The sequence below is a fragment of the Streptomyces sp. NPDC005794 genome, assembly GCF_042871445.1.
In the GTDB taxonomy this organism is placed as follows: Bacteria; Actinomycetota; Actinomycetes; order Streptomycetales; family Streptomycetaceae; genus Streptomyces.
The window spans coordinates 295,958-317,511 of record NZ_JBIAIN010000002.1; the positions used below are offsets into that span (position 1 = coordinate 295,958).

At 69.8% G+C, this 21,554-nt stretch carries 4 protein-coding genes; all 4 read left to right on the forward strand.

All coding sequences use genetic code 11. The annotated features are described in order from the left end of the window. Positions 1-1,927: beta-ketoacyl synthase N-terminal-like domain-containing protein (locus tag ACFYQ5_RS03835; protein WP_389192634.1), on the forward strand; the 1,927-nt coding region annotated here is incomplete at its 5' end. Continuing rightward, positions 1,920-10,928 carry an SDR family NAD(P)-dependent oxidoreductase gene (locus tag ACFYQ5_RS03840; protein WP_389192636.1) on the forward strand — a complete coding sequence of 3,003 codons (9,009 nt, stop codon included), beginning with the start codon at positions 1,920-1,922 and terminating at the stop codon, positions 10,926-10,928. The genes ACFYQ5_RS03835 and ACFYQ5_RS03840, both read left to right, overlap by 8 nt. 1 nt (position 10,929) lies before the next feature. Beyond that, a complete protein-coding gene (locus ACFYQ5_RS03845) occupies positions 10,930-20,130 on the forward strand; it encodes an SDR family NAD(P)-dependent oxidoreductase (protein WP_389192639.1) in 9,201 nt (3,066 codons plus the stop codon). Beyond that, entirely contained in the window at positions 20,127-21,503 is a 1,377-nt protein-coding gene (locus ACFYQ5_RS03850; protein ID WP_389192642.1) for a PfaD family polyunsaturated fatty acid/polyketide biosynthesis protein, read from the forward strand. The genes ACFYQ5_RS03845 and ACFYQ5_RS03850 overlap by 4 nt, the downstream gene beginning before the upstream one ends. The last annotated feature ends 51 nt before the right edge of the window (positions 21,504-21,554 follow it).

Consider the following 21,554-nt stretch of genomic DNA (forward strand, 5'->3'; position numbering starts at 1 on the left):
TGGTGGCCCCTTCGAGGCGGCTGATGTGGTGGGGCGTCCGGTCCTTTCGGTCTCTCCGGTCTCTCCGGTCTCTCCGGTCTCTCCGGTCTCTCCGGTTTCTCCGGTTTCTCCGGTTTCTTCGGTTTCTGTTCCGGCGGTTGGGGTGGGGCGGGTCGGTGGTTCGGGTCGCTCTTCGAGTGTGTTGCGGGAGGAGTTGCGGGCGGGGCTCGCGGCGGTGTTGTTCTTGTCGGAGGGTGAGGTTGATCCTCGGCGTAATTTCGTGGAATTGGGTTTGGACTCCATCATTGGGGTGGAGTGGGTGAAGTCGATCAATAAGGCGTATGGCACGTCGTTGACTGCGACGCGGTTGTACGACTATCCGTCGGTGGCGGAGTTGGCTGCTTATGTGGAGCAGTTGATACCGGCTGAGGAGGCCGCTTCGCCGGGGGTGGCCCCGGACCCGGACCCGGTGCCGAGTTTCGTGCCAGTTCCAGTTCCAGTTCCAGAGCCGGTGCCGGCGCCGGTGCCAGTTCCAGAGCCGGTGCCGAGTTCCGTGCCCCGACTTGATATTCCTTCCGGGACACGCGAGCATCCGGCTGCGGCCGCGACCGGGGCCACAGCGCTACCCGGGGACGCTCCGCACACCGCCTTTCGCGGTGACCGCGCGGCCGTTGTCGGAATGTCCGGCCGTTACCCGGATGCGGAGAATCTCCGCGAGTACTGGGCCAACCTCCGTGACGGTCGTGACTCCGTGCGGGAAGTGCCCGCCGATCGGTGGGACGTGTCTCGCTACTACGACCCCCGCCCCGGCCAAAAGGGCAAGACCTATTGCAAGTCGATGGGTTATTTGAAGGATGCGGACTGCTTCGACCCGCTGTTCTTCAACATCTCACCGGCCGAAGCGGAAGGTATCGACCCGCAGCACCGCCTGTTCCTTCAGGAGGCCTATCGGGCCTTCGAGGACGCGGGCTACGACCCTGGTTCGCTGAGCAGGATGAAATGTGGTGTCTATCTGGGCATCAGCGGCAACGAGTACAGCTTTCTGGTATCAGGCAACGACAGCGAGGAAGACACCATCGCGACGAGCAGCAGCAACGCGATCGCCGCGGCACGCATCGCCTACTTCCTCAACCTCAAAGGCCCGGCGATCGCCCTTGACACCGCCTGCTCGTCCTCTCTCGTCGCGTTGCACCTCGCCCAGCAGGCGCTGGCCAGTGGTGAGATCGACGTCGCTCTGGTCGGAGGTGTCTCGCTGTACCTGCTCGCGGGCACCTACGTCAGGATGTCGGGAGCGCAGATGCTGTCGGCACAGGGGCAATGCCGGTCGTTCGACCAAGGAGCCGACGGCTTCGTGCCGGGGGAGGGCGTCGGAGCCCTGGTGCTGAAGCGGCTGAGCGACGCCGAAGCCGATCACGATCACATCTACGGCGTGGTTGCGGCGTCAGGTACGAACCAGGACGGCAAGACCAACGGCATCACGGCTCCCAGTGCCAACAGCCAGATGGAACTGGTTCGTACGGTCTACGACCGGCACGGCATCGAGGCGGCTTCCATCGGTTACGTCGAGACGCACGGTACGGGGACGAAACTCGGGGACGCGATCGAGCTCGACGCCCTGAGCACGGTCTACCGTGAGCGGGGAGTCGCCGCGGGGTCGTGCGCCATCGGCTCGGTGAAGAGCAACATCGGACACACCTCCGCCGCCGCCGGCATCGCCGGCGTACACAAGGTGCTGCTCGGCCTGCGCCACGGCCTGCTCGTACCGTCGCTCCACGTCGAGACACCCAACGAGCTTCTCGAGCCCGACGACTGCCCGTTGTTCGTCAGCAAGGACCTCCAGTTCTGGGAAGCACGGAACGGCCACGAGCTGAGGCGGGCCGCCGTGAGCTCTTTCGGATTCAGCGGGACGAACGCCCACGTGGTGCTGGAGGAGTATCGCTATGCGTGACACACGTGAACACGCCGAGTCCTCGGCTGTCGTGATCATCCTGTCGGCAGTGACAGAAGGGCAGTTGGACGCCCGGGTGCGCGATCTGCTCGCCTTCGTCGAGGAGCAGCCGCGGCTCGATCTGATCGACCTGGCCTTCTCGCTCCAGGAGGGGCGGGCGGCGTTGGACTGCCGATTGGCCTTCACCGCTGATTCCCTCGACGCGGTGGCCCGGGGTCTGAGGACCCATCTGGGACAGGACGGCACTGTCGAACTCTTCCACGGCCGGACACCGGAGTCGCCGGGTTGGGAGGAGCAGAGCGAGGACGACCGCAACCTGGTCCGCTCGCTGATCTCCGCCCGCGCATGGCGCCGCATCGCGGAGGTCTGGGCCGGCGGCCGTGCCGTCGACTGGGCTCGGCTCTACGCTCCGCGTCGGCCCTTTCGCATCCCGCTTCCCACGTACCCGTTCGCCAAGGAGCGGTACTGGGTGACGGTGAGTCCACAGGCGCCAGCCAGTCCCGTCCCGCCGGCGACTGCCGTGCTCCACCCGCTGCTGCACCGCAACACCTCCGAGCCCGGAGGTCGGCGCTACAGTTCGACCTTCATCGGCGAAGAGCCGGTTCTGAGGGATCACCTGGTGCACGGGGTGCGGACGCTGCCCGGTGCCGCGTACCTGGAGATGGCACTCGCGGCGGCCGCCGACTCCAGGGGAAAGGCTGTGGCGGACAGCGCGGGCGCCGCTCTCACGGACGTGGTCTGGATCCGGCCGCTCCGCATCGACGATCACCCGCGCGACCTGCATGTGGTGCTCCGGCTCGATTCCGCGGACGCGGTCCACTTCCAGGTGTCCGTCGCCGACGAGGACGCCGATGCAGCCTTGCTGTGTACGGGCTCGGTGGTGCCGTGTGACGCGCCACCGGCCTCCGTGGACCTGGCGCGGCTGCAGGCCGAATGCGGCGAACGGCGCCTGGACGCGGCCGAGATCTACCCCGCGTTCCGATCCGCCGGGATCGAGTACGGCGATTCGTTCCGAGGTATCGATCATCTGCTCCTCGGCGAGTCCCAGGTGCTTGCCCGCCTGGTGCTGCCCGAAGCGGCGCGCATCGACGCGGCCGGCTGCTGTCTGCCACCGGGCTTGATGGATGCGGCTCTCCAGACATGCGCAGGACTGACGGCCGGCGAGCCGGACCTCCGGCGGCAGGCATTCGTGCCGTTCGGGGTGGAGCGGGTCGAGGTGCTCGCCGCCCCGGCCGGAGCCCTCTGGGTCTGGGGCCGGCGTGGCGCCCGGGACACGACGGGCGGGGCCACCCGTTCCTTCGATCTCGATCTGTGTGATGACGCCGGACGAGTGCGGGTACGCGTTCGGGGCCTCTCGGTACGGGCGCTGCACCCGGAGGCGACAGCCGAGGCACCCGCCGCGCCTGGGGACGGCGAGGTGTTCGCCTCCCCGCGCTGGAAGCAGAGCCCGTTGCCCGACGCGGCCGTCCCCGCCGTCAGCGAGCGGGCCGTGGTGTTCGCCGAGGACGGCGCACTCGTGGACGGTGCCTCGGCGGATCCGGGCTGCGAGGTGGTGACGCTCGGCTCCCGGGCCGCCGCCGTCGATGTCCGCTACACGGACTACGCGTTGCAGGTGTTCGAGAAGACGCAGAAGCTGTTGCGGGACGGTACGCAGACGACGTACGTCCTCCAGATCCTGTTGACCGATCGACCGGAGTCACGGGTGCTGACCGGTCTCGGTGCGCTGCTGAGGACCGCAGCTCTGGAGAACCCGCGGATTACCGGACAGATCGTTGTGGTGGCCGCCGAGACACCGGTCGCGGTACGGCTCGATCTCCTCGCGAAGGAGCGGCGCGACCCCGTCGACGCCACCGTGAGGCTTCGCGGAGACAGGCGTGAGGTGCTCACCTGGGCCGAGGAGTCCCCGGCGGAGTCCCTCGGCTCGCCGTGGCGGGCCGGAGGCGTCTACCTCGTCACCGGCGGCATGGGCGGTCTCGGCCGCATTTTCGCGGAGGAGATCGCGGGGGAGGTGAAGGACGCCACGCTCGTCCTCATCGGCCGCTCCCCGGAGGACGAGCAGTCGCGCCGGGTCCTCGAGCAGCTTCGAGCATCGGGCGCGGAGGTGTCCTACGAATCACTCGACGTCGCCGACCGGGTCGCGGTCAAGGCTCTGGTCGACGGGATCCGGCGTACCTCGGGGACGATCCACGGTGTCATCCACAGCGCCGGCGTGATCAAGGACGACTTCATCCTGAGAAAGTCCGAACGCGCGTTCCGCGAGGTCCTGGCCCCGAAGGTGAGCGGCCTGGCGAGCCTCGACGAAGCGACCAAGGATCTCGATCTGGACTTCTTCGTGACGTTCTCCTCCGGTGCCGCCGTCACGGGGAATGTCGGTCAGGCCGACTACGCGGCGGCGAATGCGTTCATGGACGCGTTCGCCGAGTACCGCCAGGGTCTCGTGGCCGCCGGACTCCGGTCCGGCCGCACCCTTTCGATCAACTGGCCGCTGTGGGCCGAGGGCGGTATGGGTGCCGATGCCGACACCAGGATGTTGCTGCGCGACCGCTACGGGATCTCCCCGCTGGGGCGCGGCGCCGGGGTCGGAGCCTTCACCCGGTGCCTCCAAACGAACCATCACCAGGTACTCGTCGCCGCTGGGCACACGGATCGGATCAGGAAGGCGCTGACGATGCAGCAAGCCGGAGAGCACACGGCACCTGTGAACACCGGAACTCCCGGCGGCCCGACGGCGGGACGGGACGACGGCCTGGCCGGATGGACCATCACGTACATCACCTCGCTGCTGTCGGAGGTGCTGAAGGTGCCCGCGCAGCGCATCGAGGCGGGCAGCCGGCTGGAGCGCTACGGCATCGACTCGATCCAGGCCATCAACCTCACCACCCAGCTCGAGGCCTTCTTCGGAAACCTCCCGAAGACGTTGTTCTTCGAGTACCGCACCATCAAGGAGCTGAGCCAGTACTTCATCGAAGTCCACGAGGACCGACTGCGGGAGCTGAGGGGGACCGGCCCGGCCGCCGCGGCGCCCTCTTCTCCGTCACCGGCAGAGCCTTCCTCCACGTCCGCCGCCACCGGACGGGCGAGCGCGGTACCCCGGACCGGGCCGGCGAACGACGCGGAGTGGTCCGGATCCGCACCGCGCGGCACGGACATCGCCGTCATCGGAATGGGCGGGCGCTACCCGCAGGCACCTGACCTGCGGACGTTCTGGCGCAACCTCACCGAAGGCCGGGACTGCGTCACCGAGGTCCCCCAGGATCGCTGGGACCACCGTGTCTACTACGACGCGGACCGTTCCAAGCCGGGTACGACGAACTCCAAGTGGGGCGGCTTCCTCGACGACGTCGACCGGTTCGACCCGCTGTTCTTCAACATGTCGCCGCGTGAAGCCGAGTTCACCGACCCTCAGGAGCGCCTGTTCCTGGAGTGCGTCTACGAGACACTCCAGGACGCCGGGTACACGCGCCAGGACCTGACGGCGCCCTCCCCGCACGGAGCCGGGGGCAACGTCGGCGTGTTCGTGGGCGCGATGTACGACGAGTACCAGCTCTACGGCGCGACCGACCAGGCGATGGCCGACGGAAGGCCGGTTCCGGGCAACGCCGCGAACATCGCCAACCGCGTCTCCTATTTCTGCGACTGGCAGGGACCGAGCCTCACCGTCAAGACGATGTGCTCCTCGTCCCTGACAGCTCTCCATCTCGCCTGCCAGAGCTTGCAGTTCGGCGACTGCGAGGTCGCCGTCGCCGGTGGTGTCAACCTGTCCCTGCACCCCGCCAAGTACCTTCTGCTGGGACAGGCCGGCTTCGCGTCAAGCACGGGCCGCTGCGAGAGCTTCGGCCAGGGCGGCGACGGTTATGTGCCCGCCGAGGGGGTGGGAGCGGTGATGCTCAAGCGCCTGGACCGGGCCATTGCCGACAACGACCGCATCCACGGAGTCATCAAGGCGACAGCGGTGAATCACGGTGGCCGGACGAACGGCTACACCGTCCCCAACCCGAACGCCCAGGCCGACGTGGTGGCCCGCGCACTGGACAGGGCGGGGGTCGACGCGCGCACCATCAGTTATGTCGAGGCGCACGGTACGGGCACCTCGCTCGGGGACCCGATCGAGATCGCCGGCCTCGCCAAGGCGTTCTCCCGACACACCGGTGACCGGCAGTTCTGCGCGATCGGCTCGGTCAAGAGCAACATCGGGCACGCCGAGAGCGCCGCGGGCATCTCGGCCTTCACCAAGGTGCTGCTGCAGCTCGCGCACGGCCGCTTGGCGCCTTCGCTCCACTCGGAGACGCTGAACCCGCACATCGACTTCGGCGAGACACCCTTCCGAGTGCAGCGGGAGCTGGCGGAGTGGCGACGGCCGGTGGTCGACACACCCGACGGACCTCGGGAGTATCCGCGTGTCGCCGGCATCTCGTCGTTCGGGGCCGGCGGCTCGAACGCCCACGTCATCGTGGGGGAGTACGTACCGGCCGGGCCTGCGCCCGCCGACGATCCGGCGCAGTGGCCCCTGAAGTCGGTCATCGTGCTCTCGGCGAGAACTGAGGAGCAACTGCGCGAGCAGGCCCGGCGCCTGCTGGACTGGGCGCGGGAGGAGCGGATCGAGGATGCCGATGTGCCCGGTGTCGCGGCCACTCTCCAGGTGGGCCGTGAGCACATGGTCGAGCGGCTGGCGTTCCTGGCCGGCTCGGCGGCCGAGCTGACAGCCCGGCTGGGCGACTTCGTCGAGGGCAAGGACGACACCGAGCTGTACCGGGGGCGCGGCAGGCGCTCCAAGGACGTCGTCTCCGTCCTCGTCGAGGACGAGGACATGGAACGCACCATCGCGGCCTGGGTGGACAAGAGGAAGTTCGCCAAGCTGCTCGAACTGTGGACCAACGGGTTGGATCTGCCGTGGCGCAGCTACTACCCGAACTCGCTGCCGCGTCGGATCTCGTTGCCGACCTACCCGTTCGCCCGCAAGCGGTTCTGGATAGCCGCAGCTGCTCAGTCCGACACCGGGACGGCCGGCCGCAGCGCGGTCACGGCAGCCGAGTCCGTGGAGCCGGCGGTGCGCCCTGCCGTGCCGGTCCAGGCCGCGCCGACAACTGCCCCGGCAGCACCCGGCGCGCGGATCATCGCGAAGCCCCGCGGCATCGGCTTGACGCCCCTGGACGCAGGTTTCGGGCACAGTGGTGGGCCGGCGCCCGCGCGACCCACTTCGCCGGGCGTCGTCCCGGTGCCGGAGGGGCCGGCCGCGGAGACCGGAGCGACCGTGACCGGTACGGAAAACATCCCGCGCCCTGCTCCGGCAGACCCGCTCGGCCCGACGCCCGGCGCGCTCGTCCCTCAGGCGCCCGCTGTTCCGGACCAGGAGAAGCTCGTCCACGAGCTGGCGGCGAGCCTCGCCGACGCCCTGTACATGGGCGAGGAAGAGATCGATCCGGACACGAAGTTCACCGACATCGGCCTGGACTCCATCGTCGGCGTGGAGTGGACGAAGGCGATCAACAAGCGATACGGACTGGATCTGGCGGTGACCCGGCTCTACGACCATCCCACCGTCATGGAGCTGACGGCCTACATCGTCCGGGAGCTGGCCAAAGGAGGCGCCCCTCAAGGGCGACCCTTTCGTGAGGTGACTGAGCCCGAGCCCGAGCCCGAGCCCGAGCCCGAGCCCGAGCCCGAGCCCGAGCCGATCGGGGTGGGCGGGATGGGCGGGCCGGTTCCAGCGACCGAGCAGACGACGCGGGCCGAGTCCGTCGTCGTGCCGCCGGGAGCGGATCCCGGCCGGGCCGGTGCGATCGCCGTGGTGGGCATGTCCGGTAGGTACCCGGCGTCCGGGACTCTGCACGAGTACTGGGACAACCTGGCGCAGGGCCGCGACTGTGTGGGTGAGGTCCCCGATTCCCGGTGGTACGTCGCCGATCACTACGACCCGCGCCCCCACCAGCAGGGCAAGGTCAACTGCAAGTGGATGGGGCACCTCGACGACATCGACGTCTTCGACCCGTTGTTCTTCAACATCCCGCCCGCGGAAGCGGAGCTGATGGATCCGCAGCAGCGGCTCTTCCTTCAGGAGGCGTATCACGCGTTCGAGGACGCGGGATACGACCCCAGCTCGCTGAGCGGTCACAAGTGCGGTGTCTATCTGGGGATCATGAGCAGTGAATACGGCATGCTCATGCAGCGGCAGGGCGGTGAGTCGAGTGCGGCGGCCACGAGCGGCAGCAATGCCATCACAGCTGCACGCATCGCCTATTTCCTCAATCTCAAGGGTCCCGCCATTGCTCTGGACACGGCCTGCTCGTCCTCTCTGGTGGCCACTCATCTGGCAACGCAGGCCCTGCGGAGCGGTGAGATCGACATGGCCCTCGTCGGTGGCGTCACCCTCTATCTGAGCCTGGACTCGTACCTCAGCATGTCCAGCGCGGGAATGCTGTCCCCGGACGGCCGCTGCAAGGCCTTCGACAACGGTGCGAACGGGTTCGTTCCCGGCGAGGGTGTGGGGGCGCTCGTCCTCAAACGTCTCGACGACGCCGTGCGCGACCGCGACCACATCCACGGCGTGGTTGTCGGCTCCGGCATCAACCAGGACGGCAGGACCAACGGCATCACCGCGCCGAGCGTCGTGAGCCAGACGGAGCTGGAGCGCGACGTCTACGAGCGGTACAACATCGACCCGGCCGGGATCGGCTACGTCGAGATGCACGGTACGGGGACCAAGTTGGGCGACCCGATCGAGCTGGAAGCCCTGGCGACGGTCTACCGTGAGCGGACCGACAAGACCGGATACTGCGCCATCGGCTCGGTGAAGAGCAACCTCGGCCACACCTCCGCCGCAGCAGGCATCGCCTCGATCCAGAAGGTGCTGCTGTGCATGCGGCATGAGCAGCTGGTGCCGACGCTGCACTTCGACCGCCCCAACGAGCACTTCGACTTCGAAGGCTCTCCGTTCCGCGTGAACACCGAGCTCGCGCCGTGGAAGACCGAACCGGGCTCCCCGCGGCGCGCGGCCGTCAGCGGCTTCGGCTTCAGCGGTACCAACGCCCACCTGGTCGTGGAGGAGCATCTGCCGGAGGCGGCGGACGCCGCGGAGCGGCCGGTCGGGGGCCCGCAGGTCTTCGTGATCTCAGCCAGGAGTGAGGAGCAGCTGAGGACGTCGGCCGCTCGCCTCGCGGCGCACTTGCGCGCCCACCCGTCGCTGGTCCTGACGGACGTCGCCCACACGCTGCAGCAGGGCAGGGAAGCCATGACACGGCGGCTGGCCGTCGTGGCCACCACGCCGGGAGAGTTGCTGGAGAGACTGACACGGTACGCCGAGGACGGCCGGGCGGACGGCGTATTCACCGGCCTGGCCGGCAAGAACCGGGCAGGGCGGTCCGAGCCGGTACCGCAGGCCGATCGGGACGGCACGGTGCCGGTGACGGAAGCCGAGCAGCTGGCCGCGGCGTGGATCGGCGGAACGCCCGTCGACTGGGCGCGGCTGTCTGCGGGGACCCGGCCCCGCCGGGTCCCCCTGCCCACGTACCCCTTCGCCCGCGAGCGCTACTGGTTCGACGACGCCCCGGCGTCCCGGCAGCCCGCGGTGTCCCTCCAGTCACCGGACCCCGTCGTCACCGAGGAACAGCACGAACCGGACATGCCCGACGGCGAGGTCACGGACGGTACGAACATCCTGTTGGCGCCTGTCTGGGACGTGGTCCCCCAGCGCGTGCCGCAGGACGTCACCCTCCCGCCCGGCCGAGTCGTCGTGATCGGCGGCACCACGGAGCACTGGGAGCGGATCCGTGTCGTCCATCCACGTGCCGAACGCCTGCCGCTGGACCCCGCGGACACGACGGAGACCATCGCCGCGAAGCTCGACGCCACCGGCGAAGCCCTCGGGCACCTCGTCTGGCTGGCTCCTGGGGAGCCGGCCGCCGACGGCGCGGACGACGCGCTGGTGGACGCACAGGAGGCCGGTCTGTACGCCTGTTTCCGCACGCTGAAGGCGCTGCTGAGCCTGGGGTACGGCCGCCGCCCGCTCGACGTCACGGTCGTGACCGAGCGGACTCTGCGGGTCCGGCGTACGGACGCCGTGGACCCGACCCACGCCGGACTGCACGGACTGCTCGGCTCAGTGGCGAAGGAGTACCCGGGCTGGACGGTGCGCCTGGCCGATCTCGACCCGGACCGCGACTGGCCGGTGGCGCAGCTGTTCGCGCTGCCCCGCGAGGAGAGCGGCAGCGTGTGGGGGTACCGCCGTGCCCGCTGGTACCGCCAGACCCTCGTGCCCGTGCAGGACACCACCACGGAGCGCACCCGCCGGGCGGTGTACCGGCAGGGCGGCGTCTACGTCGTCATCGGCGGCGCGGGAGGCATCGGCGAGGCATGGACCGAGCACATGGTCCGCACCTACGGGGCGCATGTCGTGTGGATCGGACGGCGGGAGGAGGACGAGTCGATCCGGGCGAAGCTGCGGCGCCTGGGGGAGCTGGGCCCCCAACCGCGCTACGTGCGGGCCGACGCCACCGACCGGGCGGCGTTGGAGCGGGCGTACGAGGACATCAAGAGGACCCACCCGGTCGTCCACGGTGTGATCCACTCGGCGATCGTGCTGCTCGACCGGAGCCTGGAGCGCATGGAGGAGCAGCGCTTCCGCGCCGCGGTCACGGCCAAGGTCGACGTGAGCGTCCGAGTCGCCCAGGTCTTCCGGGGCGAGCCGCTGGACTTCCTCCTCTTCTTCTCCTCGATGAACTCGTTCCTGAAGGCTTCGGGGCAGTGCAACTACGTGGCGGGATCCGTGTTCGAGGACGCGTACGCCCACCGCCTCGCGAGCGAGCTGGACATTCCTGTCAAGACCATGAACTGGGGTTACTGGGGCACCGTCGGCATCGTCGCCGCACCGGAGTACCGGGAGCGCATGCACAGGGCAGGTGCGGGCTCGATCGAGCCCGCAGACGGCATGGCGGCTCTTGACGTCCTCCTTTCCAGCACGTTCGATCAACTTGGGCTGATCAAGGCCCACGGGGGTAATTCCTGACATGCTGAACGACATTCGGCGCGAAGCCATCACGATGGTGCCCGAAGGCACGCGGGTTCCCCTGCGCCAGCTGTGTCGGGAGCCGGCTGGTACGACGGGCCCGGCGGCGGGCACATCGGCCGGTGCCGCCGCGGGCGTGGACGAGGACCTGCTGAGCCGCCTGCTGCTCGTTCAGCTCGAGAGCGCGGGGCAGCTGTCCGGCGAGGCTCCCGCCCTGCCCCCCGGCGGCGGACTGCGGCGCTGGCTGGGCGAATCCGTGCGGCGGCTGCGCGTTCAGGGGCTGCTGCACGGCTCCCCCTCGCGGCCGGCCCCGGCGGTGGCGGTGAACAGCTCCGCCACGTGGTCGGAATGGGAGGACCACGGCGCCGGCGCGCAGGTCGACGCCGCCCTGCGCGCGCAGTTCACGCTGCTCGACGCCACACTGCGTGCGCTGCCGGGCATCCTGCGCGGCGAGGTGCTCGCCACCGACGTGATGTTCCCCGACTCGTCGATGGAGCTGGTCGAGCGCATCTACCGGAACAACCCCGTCTCCGACTGCTTCAACGAGATCCTGGCGGACGCCGCGGCTGCCGTGGTGCGGGAGATCGTGCGCGCCGACCCGGATGCCCGCATCCGCATCCTGGAGATCGGCGCGGGCACCGGCGGCGGGAGCGTCACCGTCTTCGAGCGGCTGGAGCCCTTCGCGGCGCATGTCGAGACGTACTCCTACACGGATCTGTCGAAGTCCTTCCTGATGTACGCGGAGCAGGAGTACGGGCCGCGTCACCCCTATCTGGAATACCGGTTGTTCAACGTCGAGGACCCGCTGGCGGCGCAGGGCATAGCACCCGGTTCCTACGACCTCGTCCTGGCCACCAACGTGCTGCACGCCACGAAGGACATCCGCCGGACGCTGCGCAACGCCAAGGGCGCGCTCAAGCAGCACGGCGTCCTGCTCGCCAACGAGCTGTCCACCCATTCGCTCTTCACACACCTGACGTTCGGCCTCCTCGACGGCTGGTGGCTGTACGAGGACGACGAGCTGCGCATGCCGGGCGGTCCCGGCCTCTCCCCGGAGTCCTGGGAGGAGGTGCTCGACGACGAGGGATTCGGCTCCGTGTCCTTCCCGGCGCGGCGGCTGCACGAGCTGGGCTACCAGGTGATCGCAGCGGACAGCGACGGCCTCGTCCGGCAGGAGGTCCAGGAGACTGCGGCCCCCACGGCGGAAGCGGTCGGCGACGGCCTCGTCCGACGCGAGGCCCAGGAGGCCACGGCCTCCGGCGAAGTGCTGGAACAGCACGTCAAGGACACGATCTTCGAGCAGCTGAGACTGTCGTTGAAGATCGACCGGACACAGATCGCCGCGGATGACGCCTTCATGGACTACGGCGTCGATTCGATCATCGGCGTCCGGCTGATCCAGGAGATCAACCGCGCGCTCGGCACCGACCTCTCCACAACCGACCTCTTCGACCACGGGTCCGTCAGCCGGCTGACGCGACACATCGTCGACCACGCCCACCGGAACGGGGTGGCTGACCCGCCGCCGGCCGGGCAGCGGTTCGCGCCCGAGGAGCTCGCGTCGCCTCCGGCCGCGTCCCGCCCGACCGCCGCGGAAGCCCCGTCCAGAGAGCCCATCGCCGTCGTCGGCATGAGCGGCAGGTTCGGCGGCTCGGCCGGCGTCGAGCAGCTCTGGGAGCACCTCGCACAGGGCCATGACCTCACCGAGCCCGTCTCACGCTGGGACCTGTCGCGGTACCACCCGACCGATGCGCAGGGCTGCGATCGCGGCAGCTTCATCGACGGGATCGATCGCTTCGACCCGGCCTTCTTCAACATCTCGGGCGTCGAGGCCACCTACATGGACCCGCAGCAGCGGCTCTTCCTCGAGGAGTCGTGGAAGGCGCTGGAAGACGCCGGCCACGCGGGATCCGACACCCAGGGGCGGCGCGTCGGCGTGTACGTCGGCTGCCAGGAGAGCGGATACGCGCAGCTGTTCGGCGCCGAGGCGCCCCCGCAGTCCATGTGGGGCAACGCGCTGTCGGCGATGCCGGCGCGCATCTCGTACCATCTCGACCTCCAGGGCCCGGCGATCGCGGTCGACACGGCCTGCTCCAGTTCGCTCGTCGCCATCCACCTCGCCTGCCAGGGGCTGTGGGGCGGTGAAACCGAGATGGCCCTGGCGGGCGGCGTCTCCGTGCAGTGCACGCCGCAGTTCTACGTGCTGGCAGGCCGCGCCGGCATGCTCTCCGCGAGCGGCCGCTGCCACACCTTCGACGACCGGGCCGACGGCTTCGTGCCCGGCGAGGGCGTCGGAGTCCTCGTCCTCAAGCGGCTCAGCGACGCGCTCGCCGACGGCGACCACATCCGCGGCGTCATCAGCGGCTCCGGGATCAACCAGGACGGCGCGTCGAACGGGATCACCGCGCCGAGCGCCGCGTCCCAGGAGCGGCTGGAGACCTCGGTCTACGACACCTTCGGGATCCGCCCCGACGACATCCAGATGATGGAGGCGCACGGCACGGGCACCAAGCTCGGTGACCCGATCGAGTACCAGGCGCTGAAGCGGGCCTTCCGTCGGTACACGGACCGGCGGGACTACTGCGCACTGGGGTCGGTCAAGTCCAACCTCGGCCACACCGTCACCGCCGCCGGCGTCGCCGGAGCCATCAAGGTCCTGCTCTCGCTCGAGCACCGGAGCATCCCGCCCTCGATCAACTTCGAGCAGGCGAACGCGCACATCGACATGTCCGACAGCCCCTTCTACGTGAACACGGTGAACCGCCCCTGGGCTGCCGGGAGCGACGGCACACGACGTGCCGCGGTCAGCTCCTTCGGGGTCAGCGGTACCAACGCCCACATCGTGTTCGAGGAGGCTCCGGGGGCGGTCCGCCGCCCCACCGCACCCACCGCACACCTCGTCACCCTGTCCGCGGCCACCGCCGGGCAACTCGTCGAGCAGGCCGAGCGCCTGATCGAGCACTGCGAGCAGCGGCCCGAACTGGACGCGGGCGACATCGCCTTCACCCTTCTCCTCGGCCGCAAGCACCTCTCGCACCGGCTGGCCTGGGTCGTACGCGACCGCGGGGAACTGGTCCAGAGCCTGCGCACCTGGCTCGACCGGGGGCAGAGCCCCCGCGTGTGCGCCGGCGAGGTCCCCGCGCAGGGGCTTGACGAGCGTGCCGCACTGCGGAACCTCGGCAACGACTGCGTCCGGCAGGCCGCCACCGACCCGGCATCCCGCACCGAGCTGCTGTCGACCGTCGCGGACCTCTACGTCCAGGGCTACGGCTTGGATTACGCCGCTCTCTTCGCCGGAGACCGCTACACCCGCGTACCGCTGCCGACTTACCCGTTCGCCCGTGACCGGTACTGGGTGCCCGAGCAGCGGGCGCTCACTCCGGCGCGCCCCGACACGGCCGAGCCGCACCCGCTGCTGCACGAAGACGTCTCGGACTTCGGCGCCCGGCGCTATCGCACGCGGTTCACCGGCCTGGAGCACTTCCTCACCGACCACGTGGTCAAGGGACGGAAGGTGCTGCCGGGCGTCGCCTGCCTGGAGATGGCGCGGGCCGCCGCCGCCCTGACCCTGGGGACGCCCGAACCCGGTGGCGGCACCGGCGGAATCGCCCTGCGCAACGTGGTGTGGGCGCGGCCCGTGGCCGTGGACGCCGAGCCCGTCACCCTCGTCACGTCCCTCGTGCCGAAGGGCCCCGACGAGGCCGACTACGAGATCACCGGCATGCCGGGCCCGGAGACCGGCTCCACCCCGGTGGTGCACAGCCAGGGGCAGGTGGTGCGGAGGACAGCGGCGCCGGCGCTGCTCGACGTGTCGGCCCTCCTGGCCGCGTGCGACCAGGAGGAGCTGACCGCAGCCCAGCTGTACCAGGCGTACGAGGCGATCGGCTTCCGCTACGGCCCCTCGCACCGCGGCCTGGAGCGGTTGCACGTCGGCCGCGGCCAGGTCCTGGCCCGCCTGGTACTGCCCGGTTCGGTGCGCGCCGCTCGCGACGCGTTCGTCCTGCACCCGAGCCTGCTCGACGCGACCCTGCAGGCATCACTCGGCATCGGCCTCGCGGCCGGGACGGCCGCCGCACTCGACGTCACCGGCATGAAGCCCTCCCTGCCGTTCGCCCTGGACGAGCTCGAAGTGCTCGGCAGCTGCCCGGAGTCGATGTGGGCGTGGATCCGTTCCAGCGCGGGCTCCCGGGCGGACGGTACGGTCTTCAAGCTCGACATCGACCTCTGCGACGACCGGGGACGGGTGTGCGTCCGGATCCGTGGCATGTCCTACCGCGTCCTGGGGGGCGAGGTCGGCGCGACCGAGCCGGACGCGGTGTCCTGCGTCAGCTTCCTGCCGGTCTGGCGGGAGGCCGTCCCCGGTGCCCCGGACACCGAGCCGCGGGAACACGTCGTGCTGCTGCCCGACCTGCCCGGCCTCGGCGCGCTCCTGGCCCGGCGGGATCCGGCGGCGCGGCTGCTGCGTCTGACCTCCACCGCCCCCGGGATCGCGGAGCGGTTCACCGAGTACACCGTCCAGGCGCTCGACCACCTGCGCCGCCTCCTGGCCGCGGGCGTGCGGCACGGGGTCCACGTACAGCTCGTCGTCCCCGACGAGACCGGACCCGACACCACCCGCGGCCTGTTCGGGCTGCTGAAGTCGGCACAGGCGGAGGAGCCCGGGCTGCTGCCGCAGGTCGTGCTCGTCGACCCGGCCGAAACCGCCGAGCAGATGATGTCCCGGGTCGTCGCCGGCCGCCGGCATCCCCACGAGTCCTGCCTGCGTTTCCGGTCCGGCCGCGTCGAGGCCCTGGCCTGGTGCGAGGGGGACGCGCCCGCGGAGGTCCGGGTGCCCTGGCGCAGTGGCGGGGTCTACCTCGTCACGGGCGGGCTGGGCGGCATCGGCACGCTCGTCGCACGGGACATGGCCGCCGGGGTGCGCGACGTCAAGCTCGTCCTGGCGGGCCGCTCGCCACTCGGACCCGAACAGGAGTCCCTCCTCGACGCGTTGCGCGGCCAGGGAGCCGACATCCGCTACGCCCAGGTCGACGTCGCCCGGGCCGCCGCGGTGCGCTCCCTGGTGGACGGCATCGTGCGGGAACACGGCACCCTGCACGGCATCGTCCACGCGGCCGGGGTGCTGCGCGACGGTCTCGTACGGGGCAAGACCGCCGAGGAGTGCCGCGCCGTCCTCGCGCCGAAGGTCGCCGGCCTGGTGAACCTGGACGAGGCCAGCAAGGACGTACCCCTGGACTTCATCATGGCGTTCTCCGGCGCGGCAGGGGTGTTCGGCAACGCCGGGCAGAGCGACTACGCGGCGGCCAACGCGTTCCTGGACGCCTACACGCACCACCGGCGGCAGCTGGTCGCCCGTGGTGAGCGCTCGGGAGCCTCCGTGTCGGTCGACTGGCCGCTGTGGGCCGAGGGCGGGATGCGGGTGGACCCCGGAACCGAGGCGATGATGAACGAGCGGCTGGGCATGGCGCCCATGCCGACCGCCGAGGGCATGGGCGCGCTGTACGCAGCGCTGGACGCGCCGCACAGCCAGGTCCTGGTCGTGGCGGGCGACGCCGAACGGATCAGACGTGCCGTGCTGGGCCTGGCCGCGGCGCCGGAGGCGTCCCGGCCCGCACCGCTGCGGTCGGCCGCCCCGGTGGAAGGCCCGGCTGCCGGCCGATCCCGGCAGGCGACGGGCGTCGAGGCAGACGCGGTGCCCGCCGCCCTGGTCGCCTACCTCCGGAGGACGTTGAGCGAGGTCATCCAGGTGCCCGGCCACCGGATCGACTCGGCGGCGCCCTTCGAGCGGTTCGGCATCGACTCGGTGCTGGCGCTCTCGGTCACCAACCGGCTGGAGGCCGATTTCGGCTCGCTGTCCAAGACGCTCTTCTTCGAGTACCAGAACATCCAGGAGCTGAGTGCCTACTTCCTCCGCGCCCACGCGGACGCGGTGCGGACAGTCGTCGGCATCCACGATGAGCCCGACCGGTCGCCCGTACCCGAGGCCGGAGTCCCGGTCGCAGTCACACAGTCCCCGGCGCCGATCGAGGTGCCGTCACCGGCCGAGCCGGTGCAGCCCGCGCTCCGTGAGGACGCGATCGCGGTGATCGGACTCGCCGGCCGCTATCCCGGCGCCGAGGACCTGGACGGGTTCTGGGAGAACCTGGTCGAGGGACGGGACTGCGTCACGGAGGTGCCCCAGGACCGCTGGGAGCACGACCTCTACTACGACTCCGACCGGAACCAGCCCGGCAGGACCCCCACCAAGTGGGGCGGATTCCTCGACGGTGTAGCCGATTTCGACGCACTGTTCTTCAACGTCTCACCGCGCGAGGCCACGATCATGGATCCGCAGACGCGCCTGTTCCTGGAGTGCGTCTGGACCCTGCTGGAGAGCTCCGGCTACACCCGGGACCGGCTGCGCGACGTGCACGGGAGCCGGGTCGGCGTCTACGTCGGCGCGATGTACCAGCAGTACCAGTTGCTGTCGTCCGACATCGTGCACGAGTCCATCACGTCGGTGATGAGCTACAGCGCCATCGCCAACCGGGTGTCGCACTTCTTCGACCTGCAAGGGCCGAGCCTCGCGATCGACACCACCTGCTCCTCGTCGCTCGTCGCGATCCACATGGCGTGCGAGGAACTGCGCAGGGGCGGCTGCGACATGATGATCGCCGGTGGCGTCAACCTCTCCCTGCACCCCAAGAAGTACCTGGGGCTCAACCTGACCGGCCTCACGGGCAGCGACCCCGACAGCCGGGCTCTCCTCGACGGGGACGGGTTCATACCCGCGGAGGGCGTCGGCGCGGTGCTGCTGAAGCCGCTGGCCAGGGCCGTCCGCGACGGGGACGAGATCCTCGCCGTCATCCGGTCGAGCGCGACCAACCACAAGGGCCGCACCAGCGGCCCCATGGTGCCCAGCCCGGACCGGCAGGAGCGGCTGATCGGGGAGAACCTGGAGCGGGCGGGCATCCACCCGCGCACGATCAGCTACGTCGAGGCGTCGGCCAACGGTTCCCAGATGGGCGATGCCATCGAATTCGCGGCGCTGCGGGACGCCTTCGGCGAGCACACCCGGGACGAGCAGTTCTGTGCCGTAGGCACGGTCAAGTCCACGCTGGGCAACCTTGAGGCGGCCTCGGGCATAGCCCAGCTGAGCAAGGTCGTCCTGCAAATCCGGCACCGCCGACTCGTTCCGTTCGCCGGGCATGGCCGGCTCAACCCGGGGGTGGAGCTCGCGGGCACCGCGTTCTATCTGCCGCAGGAGGCGGAGCCGTGGCGCCGGCCCGTCGTGAACCTCGACGGCCAGGAGCGGGAGTACCCCCTGCGGGCGACCGTCAACTCCTTCGGAGCGGGCGGTTCCAACGCCCATCTGGTCGTCGAGGAGTACGTGGGGGAGCCCGTGGCCGAGGACGCCGCTGCACCGGCTTCCCGGGACGCCGACCTGATGCCACAGATCGTGGTCCTCTCGGCCCGCACCGAGGACCGGCTGAGGGCCGTCGCGAGCCGGCTGATGGAGTTCGTGCCCGCGCAGGCGGATCTGTCCCTCGTGGACCTCGCCCACACACTGCAGCGCGGGCGCGAGGCCATGGACTCCCGGCTGGCACTGGTGGCGGGGAACCTCAAGGAACTCGTCGCGGGCCTCGCCCACTACCTCGACGGTTCCGAGGAGACCGCCCCCGTCCCGCTGTTCACCGGTAACGCCGGGCGGGACGACTCGGATTTCGGCCTGCTGTTGAGCGGACGGGCCGGGGACACGCTGGCCCGCGAGCTGCTGGCCGAAAACCACCTCGAGAAGCTGGCCCTGCTGTGGGCGCGGGGCGGGAACGTGCCCTGGGGATCGGTGCCGCGCGGCGGCCGAACCCCGCGGATGCTGCGGTCGCTGCCGTCCTACCCCTTCGACCGGAAACGGTATTGGGTGCCACTGCCCGCGGGAGGGAATGGCACGACCGCGATCGCTGCTCCGGCGGCGTTCACCGCTCCGGCGGCTGCTGCTCCGGCCACCGGCGCCGCGGACCGGATCACGGTCATCGTCGCCGAGGTGCTGGGATTGCGGACGGAGGAACTCGACCTTGCGACGCCGTTGGAGGACCTCGGCTTCAGCTCGATCCACGCCACACAGCTGCTCCAGGCGCTGCAGGCCGAGGTCGCCCCCATGGCCGACCTCGGCGCACTGAGGGAGTGCCGGTCGACCCGGGACCTGGTGCGGCGCTTCGGGGCCGAGGCTGTCGCATCCGCTGGGGCCGGGCCGGCGCCCACCGCTCCGGTGCGCGTCCCCGAGGTCGTCCACCTCAATTCCGGACGTGAGGGCCGACCGGTCTTCTGGTTCCACGGCGGGCTCGGCGGGGTGGAGGTCTACGCGTCCATCACCGACAGCGTCGAGCGGCCCTTCTACGGGATCCAGGCCCGTGGCTGGATGACGAACAGCGATCCGCTGCACGGGATCTCGGCGCTGGCAGCGCACTACGCGCAGATCATTCGCACGGTCCAGCCCGAGGGGCCCTACGACCTCGGTGGCTATTCCTTCGGCGGCCTGCTGGCCTACGAGGTGACGCGGCGGCTCCAGGAGCAGGGCGGAACGGTCGAGAGCATCGTCATGGTGGACACCTACGACGACAGCGTGGGGGACGTGACCATGTCGCGCACCGACATGCTGTTGCAGCAGGTCAACGCCCTGCTGTTCGCCGCGTCCAAGCCTGCTCCGCAGGATTTCGCCACCACGTTGGTGCCCGGCCGCGAGGTCGACTGGGACCAGGACGAGGACGGCCTGATCGACCAGATGCTCACTCTGGCGCGACAGCGCGGCCTGAAGGGGGACGCGCAGGTGCTGCGGGCCCGGGTGCTGCGCAATCTGCGCGTCCAGGAGGCCTACGGACTGCTGGATTACGACATCGCGCCGCTCCCCCGGCCGGAGTCGGTCACCTGCTTCTACTTCCGCAACGGGAGCGGACTGTTCTACGGGGAACTGGAGCCACTGTTCTCGACGCAGGAGGACGGCGCGGTCCTGGACCACGCCGTGTACTGGGCGGAGTGGCAGCGGCAGCTGCCGAACTTCCACCAGGTCGACGTGGACTCGGCGAACCACTTCGTGATGCTCGGCGACCCGGTGGCGCTCACCGCCGTGCGGTCCTTCTGCAAGGTGCTCTACACCGCCAAGCGGGACAAGCGGCTCCCGGTGGCGAAGGCCTGGGTCACCCGCCACCAGAAGGCGAGGGACACGAAGTGAACGCGGCAGGAGGACGTGAGGAGAACATGGCAGGGCGGCTCGGCTGCGCCTCCTTCCGCAGGGACTTCGGCGTCGACTACGCCTATCTGTCGGGGTCGATGTACCGAGGTATCGCCTCGAAGGAGCTGGTGGTCGCCATGGGGCGGGCCGGCTTCATGGGATTCCTGGGCGCCGCCGGCCTGAACCCCGAGCGGGTGACGGACGACATCGCCCACATCCGGCGGCACCTGGCGCCCCACCGACCCTTCGGCGTCAATCTGCTGTGCGACCTCCAGCACCCGGCACGGGAGACGGCCAACGTCGAGATGCTGCTCGCCCACGGTGTGCGCGTCATCGAGGCATCGGCCTTCATCAAGGTCACCCCGGCCCTGGTCCTGTTCCATCTGTCGGGGCTGCGGGCCCGGCCGGGAGGCGGGGTCGCCCGTGACACGCGGATCGTCGCCAAGGTCTCGCGGCCCGAGGTGGCCCGTGAGTTCATGCGACCCGCGCCGCAGGACATCGTGGCGCAGCTGGTGGCCGAGGGCAGGGTCAGTCGCGAGCAGGCCGCGCTGGCCCGGGGGGTCCCTGTGGCGCAGGACCTCACCGTCGAAGCGGATTCAGGGGGCCACACCGACCGCGGGGTGTCCACCGTGCTGCTGCCGTCGATGCAGAGCCTGCGGCTGCGCATGACGCGGGAGTTCGGTTACGACGAAAAGATCCGTCTGGGGCTCGCCGGGGGGATCGGGACGCCGCACGCGGTCGCCGCCGCCTTCGCCATGGGTGCCGACTTCGTCATGACCGGTTCCATCAACCAGTGCACGGTCGAGGCCCGCATCAGCGACGCGGTGAAGGACCGGTTGCAGACCATCGACGTCCAGGACACCGATTACTGTCCAGCGGGCGATATGTTCGAGATCGGTGCCCTGGTACAGGTCCTGAAGAAGGGCGTTCTGTTTCCCGCCCGAGCGAACCGGTTGTACACGCTGTACAAGCGCTACGACTCGTGGGAGGAGATCCCGCAGGGGATTCGGCAGCAGGTCCAGGACACCTACTTCAAGAAGAGCGTCGACGAGGTCTGGCGGGAAACCTGCGAGCACCTGCAGAAGACGGGCCGTGAGTCGGAGATCGAGCGGGCCGAGCGCAGTCCGAAGCGGCGCATGGCTCTCATCTTCCGCTGGTACTACGGCTACAGCAGTCGGCTGTCGTTCATGGAAACCGAGTTCGATCGGGCCAATGTGCAGATCCATACCGGGCCTGCGCTGGGGGCTTTCAACCAATGGGTGCGGGGCGCTCCGTGGGAAAGCTGGAGAAATCGGCATCCGGACCGGATAGCGATGGAGCTGATGCGCCAGGCGTCCTCGATTCTCTCGGAGTACAGGGAGGCGTGGGAGTAGATTTTCTGGCAGGGTAAGGCGACACATGATCGCGGTCGTCGCGACCGGATT